This window comes from Gammaproteobacteria bacterium, assembly GCA_016705365.1.
Classification (GTDB): Bacteria; Pseudomonadota; Gammaproteobacteria; order Pseudomonadales; family UBA5518; genus UBA5518.
Genome location: JADIYI010000008.1, coordinates 2,112,118 through 2,129,808, shown reverse-complemented (window position 1 = coordinate 2,129,808; position 17,691 = coordinate 2,112,118). Strand labels below are relative to the sequence as shown.

General features: G+C 61.8%; 16 protein-coding genes. 3 read left to right on the top strand and 13 right to left on the bottom strand.

The features are described from left to right. Positions 1-21 precede the first annotated feature (21 nt). Complete coding sequence (locus tag IPF49_17360; GenBank protein MBK6289367.1) at positions 22-423, top strand: cytochrome c5 family protein; 402 nt, start codon at positions 22-24, stop codon at positions 421-423. Between the two features lie 91 nt (positions 424-514). Here IPF49_17360 and IPF49_17355 read toward each other — a convergent pair whose 3' ends face one another. The 8 genes from IPF49_17355 to IPF49_17320 form a co-directional block, all read right to left on the bottom strand. Further along, positions 515-880: a hypothetical protein gene (locus IPF49_17355; GenBank protein MBK6289366.1), complete on the bottom strand. Its 366-nt coding sequence runs from the start codon at positions 878-880 to the stop codon at positions 515-517. Next, positions 877-1,149 carry a hypothetical protein gene (locus IPF49_17350; protein ID MBK6289365.1) on the bottom strand — a complete coding sequence of 91 codons (273 nt, stop codon included), beginning with the start codon at positions 1,147-1,149 and terminating at the stop codon, positions 877-879. The genes IPF49_17355 and IPF49_17350 overlap by 4 nt, the downstream gene beginning before the upstream one ends. 8 nt (positions 1,150-1,157) lie before the next feature. Then, the gene (locus IPF49_17345) at positions 1,158-1,673 is read right to left on the bottom strand and encodes a nitrous oxide reductase accessory protein NosL (protein MBK6289364.1); all 516 of its coding nucleotides are present in this window, start codon (positions 1,671-1,673) and stop codon (positions 1,158-1,160) included. Next, a complete protein-coding gene (locus tag IPF49_17340; GenBank protein MBK6289363.1) occupies positions 1,670-2,485 on the bottom strand; it encodes an ABC transporter permease in 816 nt (271 codons plus the stop codon). Before IPF49_17340 ends, IPF49_17345 begins: the two co-directional genes overlap by 4 nt. 9 nt (positions 2,486-2,494) lie before the next feature. Further along, positions 2,495-3,418 carry an ABC transporter ATP-binding protein gene (locus tag IPF49_17335; GenBank protein ID MBK6289362.1) on the bottom strand — a complete coding sequence of 308 codons (924 nt, stop codon included), beginning with the start codon at positions 3,416-3,418 and terminating at the stop codon, positions 2,495-2,497. Next, positions 3,408-4,673 carry a nitrous oxide reductase family maturation protein NosD gene (locus IPF49_17330; protein MBK6289361.1) on the bottom strand — a complete coding sequence of 422 codons (1,266 nt, stop codon included), beginning with the start codon at positions 4,671-4,673 and terminating at the stop codon, positions 3,408-3,410. Before IPF49_17330 ends, IPF49_17335 begins: the two co-directional genes overlap by 11 nt. A gap of 29 nt (positions 4,674-4,702) precedes the next feature. After that, positions 4,703-7,384, bottom strand: a complete 2,682-nt coding sequence (locus IPF49_17325) for a 4Fe-4S binding protein (GenBank protein ID MBK6289360.1) — start codon at positions 7,382-7,384, stop codon at positions 4,703-4,705. A gap of 288 nt (positions 7,385-7,672) precedes the next feature. Further along, on the bottom strand, positions 7,673-9,616 hold the full coding sequence (locus IPF49_17320) for a nitrous-oxide reductase (GenBank protein MBK6289359.1): 1,944 nt from the start codon (positions 9,614-9,616) through the stop codon (positions 7,673-7,675). 459 nt (positions 9,617-10,075) lie between these two features. Between IPF49_17320 and IPF49_17315 the strand changes: the two genes are divergently transcribed. Together IPF49_17315 and IPF49_17310 are read left to right on the top strand one after the other, a co-directional pair. Continuing rightward, the gene (locus IPF49_17315; GenBank protein ID MBK6289358.1) at positions 10,076-10,984 is read left to right on the top strand and encodes a neutral zinc metallopeptidase; all 909 of its coding nucleotides are present in this window, start codon (positions 10,076-10,078) and stop codon (positions 10,982-10,984) included. 150 nt (positions 10,985-11,134) lie between these two features. After that, positions 11,135-11,560, top strand: a complete 426-nt coding sequence (locus IPF49_17310) for a hypothetical protein (protein ID MBK6289357.1) — start codon at positions 11,135-11,137, stop codon at positions 11,558-11,560. Positions 11,561-11,641: 81 nt separating this feature from the next. Here the strand turns inward: IPF49_17310 and IPF49_17305 are convergent, their stop codons facing one another. The 5 genes from IPF49_17305 to IPF49_17285 form a co-directional block, all read right to left on the bottom strand. Beyond that, entirely contained in the window at positions 11,642-12,637 is a 996-nt protein-coding gene (locus IPF49_17305) for an aminoglycoside phosphotransferase family protein (protein MBK6289356.1), read from the bottom strand. An 11-nt stretch (positions 12,638-12,648) separates the two neighbouring features. Next, positions 12,649-14,265 (bottom strand): AMP-binding protein, encoded by a 1,617-nt coding sequence (locus IPF49_17300; protein ID MBK6289355.1) that lies wholly within the window; start codon positions 14,263-14,265, stop codon positions 12,649-12,651. Between the two features lie 18 nt (positions 14,266-14,283). Further along, complete coding sequence (locus IPF49_17295; protein MBK6289354.1) at positions 14,284-15,495, bottom strand: thiolase family protein; 1,212 nt, start codon at positions 15,493-15,495, stop codon at positions 14,284-14,286. 76 nt (positions 15,496-15,571) lie between these two features. Beyond that, entirely contained in the window at positions 15,572-16,417 is an 846-nt protein-coding gene (locus IPF49_17290; GenBank protein MBK6289353.1) for a nitroreductase family protein, read from the bottom strand. Positions 16,418-16,481: 64 nt separating this feature from the next. Then, the gene (locus IPF49_17285; GenBank protein MBK6289352.1) at positions 16,482-17,690 is read right to left on the bottom strand and encodes an acyl-CoA/acyl-ACP dehydrogenase; all 1,209 of its coding nucleotides are present in this window, start codon (positions 17,688-17,690) and stop codon (positions 16,482-16,484) included. Position 17,691: the final 1 nt, after the last annotated feature.

The following is a 17,691-nucleotide window of genomic DNA, read 5'->3' as shown; positions in this document are numbered from 1 at the left end:
TCCCCCCCATTGGAGAAATCAATGAAGACAACATCAATCATTTTGGCGGTCTCGCTTGCGGCTTTGTTGAGCGCATGCGGAAAACGGGAGAGTGCTGCGCCGGCAGCCACTGCGCCCGAAGCACCGACCGCAGCGGCCGCCGCACCCGCGCAGCCGGTAGTGGCAGAGAACGCGCAGGGCAAGAAAGTCTACGGCACCGTCTGCGCGATGTGCCATGCCGCAGGTGTGGCCGGCGCGCCGAAGCCGGGCGACAAAGCCGACTGGGGCCCGCGTATTGCACAAGGCAAGGACACACTCTACCTGCATGCCATGGAGGGATTCACCGGTGCAAAAGGCATGATGCCTGCGCGTGGCGGTTCCACCACCCTGAGCGATGATGAGATCAAGGCTGCAGTGGACTTCATGGCTGATCAGTCGACCTGAAAGCCCGGACCACACTGATACAGTGTGGTCTTGTGCAAAACGGGGCGGCGATCACAATCGTCGTCACCGTACCCACCAGCCGGCAGACGTATCAGACGCTGCCCGTGACTCCCAACATGGGGTTGTCGAGCAAGGCGCGGATCAGGCTTTGCAGGTTGTCCACCGGCGACGCTTCGGGCCGGGTGAGCGGGTCGGCAACGATGCGGCCGTCCGCTTCGTGCATGTGGTTGGGGAAGGTCGCCAAATCACGGTGCAGCGGGGCGGTATCGATGCCGGATTCGGCATCGCCATAGACCCAGCGCAGCGAATAGGCGTCGGCGGCCGCATAGCGCACAACCAGCGTCACGCCATTGCTCAGGCGAACGATCATCGCATCCTGTTTCTGTTCGGTCGGAGAAGCCAGAACATCGCCAAAAGCGGCATCGATCCTCGAGCCGAGTTCAAGGTGCAGGCTCATTTTCGATTGGCCTCCTTCAAGCGTTCGCCGACCGCCGCACGCACCGTTTCACGGGTGTCTGCAAGAATCCTGGCCGCCAGATAGAGCTCGTAGGCAGGATGCTCGCCCACCACACCAGTCCGGATTTTCTGCAACAACGCCGCTTCGTCTTCTGCGCCATGGGATCCGAGAATGGCGCTACGATTCTCGCGCAGCTCGTAAGCCAGTCTCGACAGAATATCGATTTCGGCTGCTTCCTCAGGATCGATGCTTGCAAAGAAATTCGTCATGGTCTTGTCTAATGAATTCTGTCATGGAGCACGCCGCCATCGAGGATCACCATGCCGGGGGTGATGTCGGCAAAATGATAGACCTTGCCGCCGTATTCGGCGGCAAACTTCGTTGCATCGGCTTGCAGCGCGAAACTGGCGATGGTCGGCCCCATGGATCCGTCCCGCTTGCTGCCGTAGACGTAAAAGGCATTTTTCGCATCGATCCAGTGGTCGCGCGGCGCATCCCAGTCCGCTTTGCCCATATCCTGGACGAAAATGCCGCGAACGGCCCTGAGCTGTTCGGGATCGAGGACCGTGTGGAACATTTCCACGGTATCGCAGAAGAAATCCGGCTCTGTCTGCCCGGCGTATTGGATCTGCGCCTTGGGGCCAGGATAATCGGCCAGCAGCATGCCATCCAGGCTGCACGATGTGCCCTGCTCGATTTCCAGAGGGACGACTGCGGTTGAGGTTGCCGACTGTCCGCAAGCGGCAAGCGCGGCCACGGCGGCAAGCATCAGGGTAACTAGTACACGATTCATTTACGGAATCTCCAGGTGGCAATACCCAATGGCGCCGCGATCCAGGCCACCATCACCAGCCCCAGCAACCAGGAGTTGGCCAGCGCCGGAGGAAAAACAGTCGTCAGTCCATACATGGAACGAACGTCTGCCAGGCTGAATATGTTGAGGACGCGGAACACGTCGGCGGGGTTTGCGAGGAGCAGGTAGGGGAAAACTTCGCCGCCCCACTGGCCACCGGTGACGACCAGTGCGCCGAGCAGCAGCAGGTCGAACACCAGCACGAAGAAAAACCACAGGGCGATTGCGAGCCCTGATGCGTGAGTACGATCCGAGGCGAACACCGACAGCATGACCGCCATGCTCAGGAAAGCACAGCCCAGCAGCACCGAGCTGAGCATGAAACCGAAGTAATGGATCAGGGCGTTGAAATCGAGTTGCGGCGACAGCAGGATCGCCACCAGCCCGAATCCGGCCACGGTGGAAAAGCTCAGCGCGCCAGCCAGCCCGAAGTATTTTCCAAGGAGCAGTTCCAGCCGGGTGATCGGCATCGACAGCAACAGGTCGAGGGAACCGCGCTCGCGCTCGCCAACGATCGCGTCAAAGCCCAGAATCAGCGCGATCAGCGGGATCAGGTAGATGACCAGGCTCACCAGGCTGGCGATGGTGACGTCGATCGATCGAAAGCCGACGGAGCCCTGTTGCGCGGCACCGAAGTAGGCGATGACGAGCGCGAAGACGGTAAACACCAGCGCCACCGCCAGTACCCAGCGGTTACGGATCCGATCCCGGAATTCCTTGCCGGCGATGGCACCGATTTGGGCAAATTCCATGTTCGTCCCTTAATCCGAAAAGCCGAAGAACATGTCTTCGAGCGAGGGCTCGCGCACGGTGAGGTCGCGCACCCGGCCATTCAAGGTGGCCAGCGCCTGGATCACTGCCATTTTGACTTCCCGCTGGCACTGTACCGCTACATGATCGTCGTGTGCCTCGATTGCGCCCACCGGAAGGTGACCGAGCACCGTGCGCACCGCCTCGAAATCCTCCCGCGCAACGCGCACCGTGAACCACAATGGCAGGTCCATCTGTTCGCGCAGGGTCTGCACCGTGCCGCTCGCCTGGATCCTGCCGCCAGTCATGATCGCCAGACGATCCACCCGCTCCTGGATCTCGGCGAGGATATGGGACGTGATCACCATGGTTACGCCTTCGCTGCGCAGCTGACGGAGGACGGCGTAGAAGTCGCGGATCGCTTGCGGATCGAGACCGGTGGTGGGTTCATCGAGGAACAGGATCCGCGGCTGGCCGAGCAGCGCCTGGGCAAAGCCAAGGCGTTGGCGCATGCCCTTGGAGTATTCGCGTACCGGGCGCCTTGCCGCGTGCGCGAGGCCCACGCGTTCGAGCGCCGGGTTGCATTCCGCGGGCGCTGCGCCTTTCAGGCGCGAGAAGAAATGCAGCGTCTCGAGACCAGTCAGGTTGTCGTAGAGAACGACATTTTCCGGCAGATAACCGATCGTGCGCCGCACACTGCGAAAATTGGCTCCGTCCACCCGCGTGCCGGCGATCCGGATCTCGCCCGCGGTGGCGCGGATCAGGCCGAGCATCATCTTGAACATCGTGCTCTTGCCGGCGCCGTTGTGGCCGATCAGGCCGAACAGTTCACCGGCGCGAATGTCGAGGTCGACCCCGTCGACTGCATGAATCGGTCCATAGTGCTTGCACACCCCGCGCGCGACGATCACCGCGGCATCCGTATCAGTTTGCATGGGAGAAATACCGGCCAATCCATTGACCCCAGTCAGCATGTTGCGGCTTCATCCGCGGCTGGGGATCGACGACGCTGGGTGCGCGCAGCAGCGGGAACTGCTGGCTCACCAGCCGCAGCGTATGCACCGCCGGGCTGGCGAGCAGCAGCTTCATCATCGGGTGACGCCAGGACAGACGGTCTACGAGATCGTTGGCCTCGTAGGGCACGTCACCGACATCGTCACCGTTGCGATCCCAGCCCAGATAGTTGCTCCAGTAGTTGCCGGGCCAGATTTCGTCCCGGCTGGCCACGTACTTGATCTGGGTAGGGTTCGAAACGAAGTCATTGCCGTCGACCTGGTTGCGATACGAACCCGCGGCCAGGTGCACCCCGATGGTGTTGTCCGCCACCAGGTTGTTGCGGATGATGTTGTACTCGGCATCGTAGATGAAAAATCCGCGGGCATTGCCGGCAACAATGTTGCCTTCGATCAGCGAATCCTGGATGGTGCGCAGCATGATGCCGTGATCCGAATTGCCCCATGCGCGATTATTGCGGACCACCTGGTTGCGGGTCATCATCAGCGCGAGGCCGCCACGGTTGTGGTAGGAGTCGTTGCCTTCCCACACGTTGTTGTGCGAGTTCATGTAGTGGGTACCATAGCGGACGTTGTGGATCCGATTATTGCGGAACACCGAGTGGTGCGACACATCCACGTAGATGCCATCGCGCACGAAGCTGATCTCGTTGCCGATGATCTGCGCGGCTTCGGTGTTGTAGAGCTGGATGCCATTGCCGCGCCGGGGAGATTTGTAATCGCGCTTGCCGGTGATGACGTTGTTGCGAATCTCGACGGTTTTGACCGTCTCGATATAGATTCCGAACAGATTGTAGGTCAGGTCGCAGTTGCGCACCGTTGCACGATGGGCGCCCCGGCGGATGTAGATGCCGGCATTCTGATCGAGCAGGCTGTCTCCCGAATCGCGCACGATCAGCCCGTCGATGGTCACATCCTCGGCGGTGACACGAATGGTGTCGCCTTCTTTGCCCGCGCTTAGCGTGGGTCGATTGATGCCGACCAGGATCAGGGGCTTGTCGATCAGCAACCGCTCCTGATAATAGCCACGCTCTACCCGCACCAGGTCACCGGGTTTGGCGAGCGCAATCGCCGCGGCAATGGACTCCCCCGCCCGCACCGTCCACTCACCGGCAACGGCGCTACCGCTAGCCAGCAAGCAGAGCAATGCCGCAACCAATGGTCGACACGCCTTCATTCGCACTGCGAATGAAGGCGTACCGTCTGCTAGTAGAGCCATTGCAGCGACGGGATGCCTTGCAGGAATTCCAGCACACCCGTGGTTTTCATCATCAGGAACATGGCCACGGCGATCAGGAGATTCTTGAACCCCACGTAGGAGGCCATGTCGGCCCACGATGCCGGGCGTAAATTACGCTCCCACCAGGGGCCGTCCTTGACGTAGGGTTTGAAGCGCATCCGTACCACCAGTTCGTACGCGCTCCACGCCAGCCACCAGCCCAGCACGATACCGGGGCCGATACTGCCCACCGCACCGAGGATCCAGACCCAGGTCATCAGCACAGCCAGCGCGAGGCCGCTCGCCTGCAACAACAGGCGCGGTTGCTCGAATGCCTTGCGGCTCCATGGGAACAGATGATCCATGAACTCCTGCCCGATGAAGGCAGCCAGCCGCTGCCGCTCGGCGGGCGCCGGCGAAGGGTGGTCGGAAACCGCAATGATGGGGATGAAATAGCCGTCCGCCCCGATCGCGGTCAGCGGCTGGCCGGCCTTGGTGCGGCGCTTGCGTTCCTGGGCCAGCGGCGGGCAGGCGTGATCGTCGTAATACAGTATCTGGCAGTCGAGGCACAGCAGACATTCACGGCGGTCGATGCGGCCGGAGTCGTCAATCGCCTGCGATCCGCAGCCAACCTGGCATGCCCTGCACGGTCCGCACTCCTGCTTGCGCTTGAGGCCCCACCAACGGAACGTGGAAGGTACCGCCAGGGCGGCGCCGAGCGGACACAGGTACTTGCAGAATGGGCGCTCGAAGAAAGCCGACGCGACGATCAGCACGCTCCAGAAGGTCACGAAAGGCCAGGAGCGGTTCCACACCCCGACCAGGAAGGTGGTTTTGAACGGCTCGACTTCGGCAAGCCTTTCAGCCAATCCCATGGAATAGAAGGACACGGCGAGCAGGATCGCAAAAATGCCGTACTTGATCCATTTCAGGCGATCATGCCAGTTCTGCGGCAGCAGGTGGCGCTGGTAGCGCTTGAGCCCGAGTTTGCCGGCCACATGGTAGACCAGTTCCGCGAGTGAGCCGTAGGGACACATCCAGCCGCAGAACATGCCACGTCCCCAGAAGAACACGGTGACGATCATGAAAATCCAGAACAGGAAGACGAACGGATCGGACAGGAACAACTCCCAGCGCCACTCGAACAGGATGGCGTGGAACCAGGTCAGCACCTGGGTGATCGAGGGCACGGCCAGCAGGTAGAATCCGACGAAGCCGATCGAGGAAATCCATAGCAGATATTTGGGAATATCCTTCCACCGCTTGTCCTTGTGTGTCGAACGCCGCACCAGTTTGTCCCGCAGTGCATAGACGGTGCCTGCGGCTGCGAGCCAGAGCAGAAACAGCAGCACCTCGACCTTGCGCGTTTTCCATACCGTCAACCAGACCGCTTCCGGCTTGACGATCTCGGGATGCCCACCCTCGAGATAGCGGCCGGGCAGCCAGTATTCACAATCAAAGTTGGCGAAACTCCGGTTACCCGTCTGCGGGTCCCTCTTGTTGGCCAGGAGTACCAGGCTCCAGGGATAGGCCGCGCTGAATGTCGGCGAGCGGATGATGAAGATGGCCGACTCGTGATAGGCGGGCGCACCGGCTGCCGCGATCCCGTACAGGTTGAGATAATCCAGATCGCGGAAGGTGAAGGTATCCATACCCTGCGCCACCTGGACCCGGTCATAAATCCCGCCGCGCACAAAACCCGAGCCCTTGAACGACTCGAGACCACTGGCGATGAGGAAGATCGCATGCTCGTCCGGCTTGAGCCTGGACATCAGGCTTCGATAGACGGAATTCCCGAGCACGCTGCGTCCCACTACAGGCGCATTGAGATAGCCAAAGTGAATGTCGATGTAGGGCTGATTCGAGCGCGGCATCCCCACCGCCACGGTATCGACCCTGAGTCTGCGGATGCTGCCATTCTTGACCAGTGCATCCCAGTCCAGCGTGCTCTCGTCCTGGATGAACTTCGCCTGGGGACGAATGGTGGGCTCGATGATGCCGACCTGTCTTGCAATCGCCAGACCGCTGCGCAGGATGACCTGGTTTTCCGCAATCACCGTCACCGTGGCCCCGGTGATGGCATCCAGCCCGATGACACCTTCACCGGGCCGGCCCGCGCCCACTTCGATTTTCGAGCCAACGAACTTGCCGAGGTATTGATTGACGAACCGCGTGAGTTGCGCCTCGGGTATGCCCAGCAGCAGGATGGGCTCCGAGTGCCGCAGAACCTGCACCCCCGTGATGGTGCCCTTGGTATCCATGCCGATCAGGGTCACCACCGGCTTGCCCGAGTAGGCGGGGATGTCCACGATATCGGTGGACAGGAATACGTAGCCGATCAGTTCACAGCCGTCCTTGCCGTCGCAGTCGCGATTCTCGCCGCGACCATGCTTCTTGCCGTGATCGGCTTCCTCGCCGTGGCCGTGGTTCCTGTTCCGGTAGGCTTCGACATAGGCAGGCTTGCCCATGCGATGGGAAAAGCTGTTGGCGCCAGGTACCACATCCGTGCACGGGACGTAGGTGCAAAGATCCGGATCAGTCGATAATTTTGCCGGCAGCGGCGCCTCGTAAGAGGCGCCCGGCACCGCCGCCGCGGTCAACCCGCTGAGGCAGCAAAAAAGAAGAAGTGTCGTCAGCAAACGCGCGAAGACAGCGGAAACAGATTTCATGAAACTCCGGCCAGTTGCAAGGCGGTTCGGAGATTACCGCCGCTCGAACTCAATCACTATAAAACATCCGGGCGTCCCCCACGGCTCGAACTGATGGAGCATCGAACAAGTTGCTTCGCTCTGCGCTTCGAACCGACTGCCTTGAGGCAAACCGACGAACCCGCCATGAACGAATTCAAGCACCTGCCATTCAGTCCGGGATCGTCGAAATCGTATCCAGGATTTTTCAATCGCTCATGAGCGATCGAATCGCCCCTCCCGTGTTTCCTGGAGAAGGGCGGGTGTTGCTCAGGCCTCGACGATCATGCGGCTGCGCATTTCCAGGTGCAGGGCGTGACAGAAGTTGGTGCAGTAACACCAGTAGACCCCGGGCTTGTCGACCTTGAAGGTGACCGACTTGGTCTCCTGCGGGTTGACGAGAAAGTTGATATCGTATTGCGGAATGGCAAAGCCGTGTGTCAGATCCTCCACCTTGTCGTGGTTGGTCAAAATGATGGTCACTTCATCGTCTTTCTTGACCTTGAATTCCCGCAGGCTGAAGGTCGGCGCCTGGCTGGTGAGCTTGACGGTCACTTTCTTGCCGTCACGGAAAACGCCTGATTCGGCCGGGTCTTTTACCGCCAGCGGGAACTCGTCCATATCGTATATCTGACGCGTCTTGATGATGTCGCGACGGACGATGATCGAGTCGTGCGGCTCCGAGTACACCGCATGGTCGGCCACCAGTATCATCTTGTCACCGCTGATGTCGATCATCTGCGCGGTCTCGGCATGGAGCGGGCCGACGGGCAGGAAACGGTCCTTGGAGAACTTGTTGTCCGAAATGAAGTAGCGGCCATCGGCTTCACGGGTTTCGCCCATCGAGGTGAAACCATGCCCCGGCTGGTAATGGACGTCGATGCGGTCCACCACCACATTGGCATTGCTGTCGCCATTGAACGACTTGATCGCGGCTTCCACGTTCCACTTCACAATCTGGCTGTCGAGAAACAGCGTGGTGTAGGCATTGCCCTTGTTGTCGAACCCGGTGTGCAGTGGCCCCAGACCGATTTCGGGTTCTGCGACCACGGTGTCGCGCGCGTTGGCCAGTTCGCCATCGAACCATTTCAGCACCAGAGCGTGCTCGATCACCGAAGCCGTCGGCGAAAGCTTGCCCGAGCAGGCGTAATATTTGCCGTCCGGGCTGATGTTCACGCCGTGCGGGTTCTTCGGTATCGGCACGTAACAGGTCAGCGCGGTCTTCGGGTCCTTGTTGGATTCGCGCGTGCCGTCCACCACCGGCACCTTGGAACTGCCAATGGTGATCGTCTTGCCGGCCTGAACCGCCTCTTCGATGCGTGCCACGTTGAAGAACAGGCAGGCATCCATTTCGTTTGCCATCATGTCTTCGTAATGGATGGCATTCTCGGTGTTGTACTGGTTGGTGCAGGTCAGCTTACCGTCATACGAACTCGCCACCAGATCGCAGTTACCGTCGATCATCACTTGCCAGCGGGGCTCCATGGTGTTGGAGTCGACACAGGTGAACATTGACTTGTACTTGCCCGGATCATCCACATCGCGCCCGTCGTTGGGCAGCGGAATCGAGAACTCGGCGCCGCAGAATACCCGGGTGGTGTAGTTGATGCTGGAATCGACCGGGTCGCGTTTATCGGTAAACGTACCGTGAAAGCCCTGGACGTTGGGCAGTTCGGTGATCTTGTCGCATTCCATGGTGTCCATGCGGACGCGCGCCAGGCGTGCATGGATCTTGTCGTTGACGAACATGTACTTGCCGTCGTAAGTGCCGTCGGTGTAGGACTGGTGGACGTGGTGCGTGTCGCCAGTGGTGTATTTCGGCGTGCCGTCGGGCTTGGTGCCGAGAATGGCCTTGGATTCGTTGGTGATGCCCCAGCCCACCAGGCAGTCCATGTTGAATACCGGAATACGCTTCAGTTCGCGGCCGGATGGCAAGCCATAGATACGTACCTCGCCGGAATGGCCACCACTGGAGAATGAATAATATTCATCGAGCTGGCCAGGTGGCACCTCGTACTTGCCGAATTCGGGTGCCTCCGAGTGGGCCGTTGGGGCGCCGGGCGCACCTGCCGTGGGAGCTGAGTCCTTGTTGCAGGCAGTCAGGCCCGCCGAAAGCCCCGCACCGGAAAGCCCCACCAGTGCGGCGGTATTCAGGAATTTTCTCCGCCCCAGGTCGGGTTGCATATCGGTTTTGTCGCTATCGTCCTGTGTCATGGTTGCCTCGCTTCCTGGTTCAGTTAACGGCTGTCTCTCGGTTCATGGATGGAAACCTGCTATCCACACCGTGAACAATCGTCGGGGGCGGATTGGCGGGTCGCCGTGTCAATTTGACGCCCCCGCACAGTAGCGAAGCACATTCAGACCTGATACGCAATGCAACCCGGCAAGCCTCATGCAACGAGGCGCCCCGTGTCGCATACTGTAGCGGCATTCAACGCTGAGAGTACCATCATTGTGTCATGAGGCGTATTCAATTTCACCCTGGGCTAAGTGCTGCGGAGCCACCCCAAGCATTTCAATCACGATGAACGAGGCGTTCGAGATATTGTCGAATGTGCCCGCGACCGCGGCGCATCCGCGAACCCCGACCCATTGTTGTGAAGCGCGCTTCCGGCGGACAATGGCGAGCGCCTGTCAGCCCGAGGGCTGATTCACGGCCGAGGAGTAACGGGAATGCGGTGGAAAGACGGACGGCGCAGCGACAATATCGATGATCTGAGAGGTTCCTCGGGAGCGCGCATGGCAGGCGCGGCGCCGTTGGTCCTGCTGCGTTTGCTGCCCATGTTGTTGCGCACCCGTGGCGGACGCTACCTGCTCGGTTTCGTGATCTTGGCCTATGTCGGCGCCAGACTGGTCGGTATCGACCCCGGAGCGATGCTTCAAGGCGGTTCGACCGTCGCGCAAGCGCCGGACGGCAAATACACGCCCAATGCGGCCGAGCAGCAGCTCGCGGAATTCGTCTCCGTGGTGCTGGCGGATACCGAAGACACCTGGCGCGTCGCATTCGAGCAGATGGGCAAGCGCTACGAGGAACCCCGGCTGGTGATGTTCACCGGCGCGGTGCGCTCAGCATGCGGCAATGCGCAGGCCGCCATGGGGCCTTTCTATTGCCCCGCCGATCACAAGGTGTATATCGACCTGTCGTTTTACGACGATCTGAAAGATCGTCACGGCGCACCGGGCGATTTCGCGCAGGCCTATGTGATTGCCCACGAGGTCGGGCACCATGTGCAGACGCTGCTCGGCATTGCGCAGGAAGTGCAGCAGGCAGGCCGCGGCGCGAGCGAGGCGCGGATCAATCAGCTATCGGTACGCCAGGAACTCCAGGCCGACTGCTTCGCGGGTTTCTGGGGACACCAGGCAAACCGCGAACGGCAACTGCTCGAGCCCGGCGACCTGGACGAGGCGCTGAGGGCAGCCACCGCGATCGGCGATGACCGGCTGCAGAAACAATCGCAGGGATACGTGATTCCCGACAGCTTCACCCACGGCAGTTCCGAGCAGCGTGCGCGCTGGTTCCGCAAGGGCTTCGACTCCGGTGATCTCGCGCAGTGCGATACATTTGCCGCGCGGAATTTGTGAGCGCAGTTGCGAGGACGGGTCGAGCGCACTGCCCCCTGTTCCTGTCCGCTTGGTTTCCATGACCCAGATCATGCAAATGCTATTGGCGTGGCAGTTTGCCGGCGCTCATACTGAAATACTTCCCGCCCGCTGATCAAAGAGGATAGTTCAATGGCGAAGAAACCCGGCCTGATGGATCGTATTGATGACGCGGTCGAGCTTGCCCGGCGCGAGATCAAGAAGGGTACCCGCATTGCCCGGAAAAAGGTGCACGATGCCCAGGTTACGGTTGAGCGCAAGACGAAGGCCATTCGGGCCGGACTGAAGTCCGATACGAACAAGGCCGAACGCAACGTCAAGCGACAGGTCAAGACAGTGGCAACGGGAGTGAAGAAAGCCGCGGCCAAGGTCGAGAAGGCGGTCAGCCCGAAGAAGCCTGCGGCACGCAAGTCTCCGACCCCCGGCATGCAACTGGACAAGGGAATCGCCAGCGTCAAGCGGGCAACGAAGAAAGCGGAAAACGCGGTACGCGAAACCGTGAAGCCGGCCCGGAAATCCGCGAAAAAGAAAGCGGTGAAGCGGGCGGCTGCCAAGTAATATTCAAGGGGACGGCGCATTCGAACCGACGGATCGAGCGAATTACCGTCCTCCTTTTCCCTTGTTTCCCCACGTGCCCACTTATTCACGCAACCGATACAACTGCTCCGTCGCGATGCGGAAGTTCTCGTGTGCAAAGCCCGCATCGACACCGCTACGGTCGCACTCGAGGATCAACTGCAGCGCACCGCGCGCCTGGTAGACGCGCGAGCGCAGCAGCAGATCGCCATCGAGGTGCTGCGGGTCGAGCCGTGTGCCATAGGCTTCCCAGAAAGCCTGCGGAAGATCCAGGAATCCGAAAATCCACTCCGCTGCCGGTTCGCCCCAGAATGCCCGCTCGGCATCGAGGATCGCGCTGATCCGCCACCCGTCGTCGTGCTGCTCCACCAGCACGTTGCGCGGCCACAGATCGCCATGCACCAGGCGCGGGGGCTGCGACAATTCGAGTTGCGCACGGCAGGCACGCAGTTGTTCGCGAAAACGCGCCAGGCCCGCCACCGCGATGCCGCACTGCTCGAGGTCGAGCGCCAGTTCATCGACCAGGTGAATCAGCCATTGCGCATGGCTGCTCCAGCCCTGCGCCGGTGGCGGGAAGCCGAACACACTGCCCTGCAGTTCATGCAGGTTGCGTACTGCATCACCGAACTGCATCCATAGCGCGTGCGCGGCGCGCACCGGAATGCGCTCGCCCACCCGGTCCCAGCGCGCACCGCCGCGGTATTCGAGCAGCAGCAGCGGGCGCTCCAGCGTGGCACAGGTAAAATCCTGGTGAAGAAGTTTTGGAATCAGGGGGCAGGCATCGGCCAGCAGTGGTTGCAGCGCCGCTTCGCGTTGCAGCAGGGCCTGTTCATGGCGCAGCAACGGCGCTCCGGCGGGCGGCCCCAGGCGCAACACCACCGGGGCGCGTTGGGCGAAGGCGATCCGGTAAACGGCATTGAGTTGGCCGCCGGCGATCTGCCGGCAGTCGCTGATCCGCGTCGCGCTGCCGAATGCTTCCCCGCAGACTTTTTCGACGGCCTGCGGATCCAGTGGTTCGTGAAATGGCTCATCCTGTTCGCCAAGGCTGACGAAACGCACGGCAACGTGTTTCAGCGGCTCGCAAACACATTCGCAGCCTCACGGCGGAACTGCTCCAGCAGGAAGCGCTCCTGTGGCTTCTCGGATGCGGTCTTGGGAATCTCGTCGACCAGTTGCAGGTAGCCGGGCACGAAATTCGGCTCGAGACCGGCGCGGCAATGCGCAAACACCGCCGCCGCATCGAATTCCTGTCCCGTACGCGCCACGACTGCCGCAACCACGTCCTTCTCGCCCGGCGCCCCGGACAGCGCGCTCACGCCATACACGTAGACATCGTCCACCAGGGGGCACTCGGCCACCACTTTCTCGACGTAGCTGGTGTTGATGAAATCCCCGTTATGGCGGATTCCCCCGCCCTTGCGGTAATCGAAGAACAGCCAGCCAGCGGCATCCGCATGACCCATGTCGCCGCTTCTGTTCCAGCCGTCGCGCAGCTTGCGCTGCGAGGCCTCGGGATTGGCGAAATACTCGACCGCCACCGAAACATCGCTGCCCTCGGCGGGTCCGCAGCAGATCTCGCCCACCACGCCGGGCGGGCATTCATTGCCCGCGTCATCGAGAATTTTCATCGCGTAACCGGGCAAGGGTTTGCCGAACGAGCCGACCGGGCCCTGGCCGGGTGCGTTGAAGGCCATGCCACCGCCATCGCTGGCGCCGTATATCTCGAAGATCCGCACATCGAAACGCCGCTCGAATGCCTCCCAGATCGCCGCCGGCATCCCGCCGCTGATCACCAGGCGCACCGGGTTGGCGGCATCGTCCGCACGTGGTGGTTCGCTGTAGACCGCGGTCGCCATGCCGCCGAGCAACGAGAACGAGGTGCAGCCGTAGCGGCGGCAGATATCCCAGAGTTTCGACTTGGTGAACTTGCGGCTGAACACCGCGCGATGGCCGCCGTAGAGCGACGGGCACAGCGCGGTGGCCTGGGCATTGTTGTGGGTGAACGAGAGCCCGGTATAGGGCCGCTCGTCGGGCTGGTAGCCAAACACGAAACCCATCATGCCGGTGCCGCCGAAGCGCTGGTTGTTGCCGACGATACCCTTGGGGTCTCCGGTGGTGCCGGAGGTGTAGATGATCTGGATCGGATCGCTCAGCGTGACCGCTGCCATCTGCACCGTGGGTACCGCCGCCGCCAGCACTTCGTGCAGCGGATCGATATGCCAGGCGGCTGCTTCAGCCTGCCCTGCTTCGGGTTCCAGCAGCAACGACCATTCGAGCGCCGGACACGAGCGGCGCGCCTGTTCGACCTCGGCGAAATTGTAGCCGGCGCACACCACGCCGCGACTGCCCGAATTGTTGACCATGAACGCGATCTTGTCGGCACGCGTGCGTGGATCGACCGGCACGAACACGGTTCCGGTCATCGAGGCCGCGATCATCGCCTCGACGAATTCCGGATGGTTGCGCAGCATGATCACGAAACGTTCGCCGCGGCGCATGCCGCGCGCCAGCAGCCAGGCCGCCAGGCGATTGGCGTTGGTGAACAGATCGGCGTAGGTCCGGACCTCGTCCGCGCTCGCGCCGTCATCGAGGCTGTAGTGCTCGAAAGTCAGTACATCGAGATCCGGCTTCTGTTCCGCCCGCAACGAAATCAGGTCGGCGAGGATGAATTCATTGCGTTCCCGCATGGCGTGTCCTCTGGCCGATCAGCGCATGGCGATCGTGATGTTCATGACCGCGGTATCGTTGCCGAGGGTGCCGCCACCGTTGTGGCACAGCCCGACCCGCGCACCCTCGACCTGGCGGGGACCGGCGCGGCCCTGCAGCTGCCAGGTGATTTCCGCGAGCTGGGCCACGCCGGTGGCACCTACCGGGTGTCCCTTGCGCAGCAAGCCGCCCGAAGTGTTGACCGGGATACGCCCGCCGAGCGAGCTCTCGCCGCGCTCGAGGAATCCGCCCACATCGTCCGCGGCGCACAGGCCAAGATGCTCATAGGTGATCATTTCGGTAACCGCGGAGGAATCGTGCAGCTCGACCAGGCTCAGGTCCTGCGGCCCGACCCCGGCCTCGTGATAGGCATCGGCGATCGAGATGCTGGTGACGTTTTCCGCGGCGCCGTCCGCATGCTCGAAAAAGGAATGCACCACCGAGGAGACGACGCGCACCGGCTTGTGGATGCCCAGCTGGCGCGCCTTGCGCTCGCTCACCAGCACGACGGCGGCGCCGCCATCCGCCACCGGGCAGATCATCGGGCGCGTCAACGGATCGACGATCACCGGTTGCGCGAGCACTTCCTCGACACTCATCGCGTTGCGGAACTGCGCCCGTGGATTGAGGCTGCCATGCACCGAGTTCTTTGCCGATATCATCGCGAAATGGCGTAATTCGGTCCCGTGCGAGGCCATGTAATTGCGCGCCAGAACCCCGTAGAAATCGGCAAACATCGAGCGCTTGGTACCCGAGCCCTCGCTTTGCCCGGCACTCATGCTGGCCAGGAAGCGATCGCGCTCCTCGACATCGATGGCGCCGCCGAAGGCGCTGTAGGTGATCGCCTTGTTCTCGTGAAACAGCTTTTCGAAACCGACCACCAGCACCACGTCGTAGTAGCCGGCCGAGATCATCATCGCGGCCTGGTTCAGCGCGGTCGAACCGCTGCCACAGGCGTTCTCGATGTTGATGATCGGAAATTTGCCGAGACCGATCGAACTGAGCACCACCTGGCCGCGGATCGACTCCTGCCCGGTGACCAGCCCGGCGGCGCAATTGCCGACATAGGCCGCCTCGATATCCCCGGCACTGATACCGGCATCCTGGATCGCATCCAGCGCCGGCTGGCCGCCGAGCCACTTGATGCTCTTGTCGAGGTGCTTGCCGAATGGCGTCATGCCGACGCCGGCTACCACTGCATTCAGGCGCATGGAATAGTCCTCCGCGGTTCGTTCGTTGTCTCGTTAGCCCCGGGCAGCGGCGCGTGCGCGCCTCGCCCGGTCGTTTTCACCAGCTGGACTTGGGGTCGTCGGCCAGCACCTCGAACGCATCGTCACGCCACAGCCGCGTGTCGAGGTCAGTCGCCTTGGCGAGCGCGCGCAGCTCGGCGTCGCGCCACGGCAGCGGCGCCGCTGTCTGGATCAGTTTCTCTCGCTCGAGCTCGGCAACCACCGCGGGATCGGACGCGAACGGTTTGCCATATTCCATCTCGCAGAACAGTTCCTCGAGCGGCGGCTTGATCGTCTGCCCACCCGCTTCCCACGATTCGGCGGGATAACCGACCGCCTGCAGCGCCAGCGGCACCGCGGTTTCGGGAACCTTGAGGCGCCTGCCGACACGCCCGAGCACCGGGCCGCCCATCAGGCAGCTGCCGAGTCCCTCCTCGTAGGCCACCAGCGTCGCCTGCGCGATCGCCTGTCCGCAGTCCATGATCGCACCCGGCGAGTTGCCGGTGACTTTCGGGTCGTTCATCAGGAAGCCCGGTGCGAGCTTCTGCTTCACTTCGGAAATCGTCTCCTCGATGTGAACGCCCATGCGGCGCGTCTCGACCAGTTCCGAGACGGTCTTCACCCAGTGCTCGCCTTCGTAGGCCATCGGTTCGTTGTACCAGAGGATGAATACCGGCGCGGTCTGCATCTGCTGGTAGCTGATCGGCAGCTTGATGCTGTCGATCAGTTCCTGCGTGGCCTGGTCACGCCAGATCACGACCGCGCGGATATTCATCACGTTGCCGGCGCAGGACGCGCGCCGTGCCGCTTCAAGCATCTTCTGGATCTTCGCACGCTCGACCGGGCGCCACGAGGCGAAGATACGGATCGAGCGGCGGCGGCCGATAACTTCCTTCAGTTCCATTTGCGGTACTCCTGTGCGGATCGGAAAGGGGTGTTGCGTGAATCCGGGATGGCGTTTGCGCTTTTCAGAGCCGCGCCGCCGCCATCAGGCCGAGCATGCTGTTCTCGCCGTCCTCGATCAGCGAGGAGCGCGCGTCACGGAACAGTTTCTCGGCCAGATATTCGTGGGTGAGTCCGTTGCCACCGAGCAATTGTATCGCGTCGTGGGCCACCTCGAACGCAGACTGGGTGGCGAGCACCTTGACCGAGGCCGCATACTGGAACGGCACGCCGCCCGGCTTGACTGCATCCGCCAGCGAAACGCGGCGCACGTGCGAACGCGCCGCTTCGACTTTCTGGAACATGCCGAACAGGCGGTTCTTGACGTTCTGGTGCTCGATGATCGGGCAGCCGCCCTGCACCCACTCCTTGGCGTAATCGAGCGCGATATCGTAGGCCGCACGCGCAACCCCGACAAATTGCTGGCCCATCGCGAGATTCGCGCCCTTGAGGTTCATTTCCCAGACGAAGGGGTAAGCATCCGGCCCTTCGGCGAGCATGAAATGGGCCGGCACCTCGACCTGGTCAAAAAATATCTCGCCCTGGTTCAGCGCGCGCTGGCCGAGTTTCTCCAGTGGCTTTCCCTTGCTGATTCCCGGCAGGTCGAACGGCAACAGGAACACCGCGCCATCGGCAAGCCCGACACTGGAATTCTCGAAACCCGCGAACACGACCCCCGATCCGGCGATGGTGCCGCAGGATACCCATGCAGCCTTCTGCCCGTTCAGCACATAATTGCTGCCGTCGCGCCGGCACTTCAGCACCGGCTTGATACGCGGGTTTCGAAATCCCGGCTCGGTGAATGCGACGTTGTCGCTGCCATGCCCGGGTTCTGTCAGTGCCAGGCAACCGATCTCGTCACGCTGGCGGAAAAATTCGTACAGATCGTTGCGCGCGAATTGTTGTGCGATCAGCGAGGAGATATTCAGCAGTCCGCAGCCGATAAAAATTCCAACGTCTCCCGCACAGAGTTCCTCGAGCACGATGCAGTGCAGCAGCGCCTTGTGCTCGGCGCTCATGTCCGGGTCATCGATTTGCGCCCCGGCGCCGAGACCGAGGCCCTTGTATCCCTCGATCACGCCCCACAACGGCGAATCCGCGGCGATCACCGCCTCCGCCGACATCCGGTCGAGCCGCATACCGACCGGGCGCATCACATCCATCGCGAATCGACGACAGGTGTCCCTGATCGTCAGCATTTCATCCGTCAGCCCGAGATCGAGATCGAAATCCATC

Bases quoted from the DNA above. Each gene is read 5' to 3' on its own strand.
- IPF49_17360 (MBK6289367.1), top strand. From the start codon at position 22: ATGAAGACAACATCAATCATTTTGGCGGTCTCGCTTGCGGCTTTGTTG.
- IPF49_17355 (MBK6289366.1), bottom strand. From the start codon at position 880: ATGAGCCTGCACCTTGAACTCGGCTCGAGGATCGATGCCGCTTTTGGC.
- IPF49_17350 (MBK6289365.1), bottom strand. From the start codon at position 1,149: ATGACGAATTTCTTTGCAAGCATCGATCCTGAGGAAGCAGCCGAAATC.
- IPF49_17345 (MBK6289364.1), bottom strand. From the start codon at position 1,673: ATGAATCGTGTACTAGTTACCCTGATGCTTGCCGCCGTGGCCGCGCTT.
- IPF49_17340 (MBK6289363.1), bottom strand. From the start codon at position 2,485: ATGGAATTTGCCCAAATCGGTGCCATCGCCGGCAAGGAATTCCGGGAT.
- IPF49_17335 (MBK6289362.1), bottom strand. From the start codon at position 3,418: ATGCAAACTGATACGGATGCCGCGGTGATCGTCGCGCGCGGGGTGTGC.
- IPF49_17330 (MBK6289361.1), bottom strand. From the start codon at position 4,673: ATGAAGGCGTGTCGACCATTGGTTGCGGCATTGCTCTGCTTGCTGGCT.
- IPF49_17325 (MBK6289360.1), bottom strand. From the start codon at position 7,384: ATGAAATCTGTTTCCGCTGTCTTCGCGCGTTTGCTGACGACACTTCTT.
- IPF49_17320 (MBK6289359.1), bottom strand. From the start codon at position 9,616: ATGACACAGGACGATAGCGACAAAACCGATATGCAACCCGACCTGGGG.
- IPF49_17315 (MBK6289358.1), top strand. From the start codon at position 10,076: ATGCGGTGGAAAGACGGACGGCGCAGCGACAATATCGATGATCTGAGA.
- IPF49_17310 (MBK6289357.1), top strand. From the start codon at position 11,135: ATGGCGAAGAAACCCGGCCTGATGGATCGTATTGATGACGCGGTCGAG.
- IPF49_17300 (MBK6289355.1), bottom strand. From the start codon at position 14,265: ATGCGGGAACGCAATGAATTCATCCTCGCCGACCTGATTTCGTTGCGG.
- IPF49_17295 (MBK6289354.1), bottom strand. From the start codon at position 15,495: ATGCGCCTGAATGCAGTGGTAGCCGGCGTCGGCATGACGCCATTCGGC.
- IPF49_17290 (MBK6289353.1), bottom strand. From the start codon at position 16,417: ATGGAACTGAAGGAAGTTATCGGCCGCCGCCGCTCGATCCGTATCTTC.
- IPF49_17285 (MBK6289352.1), bottom strand. From the start codon at position 17,690: ATGGATTTCGATCTCGATCTCGGGCTGACGGATGAAATGCTGACGATC.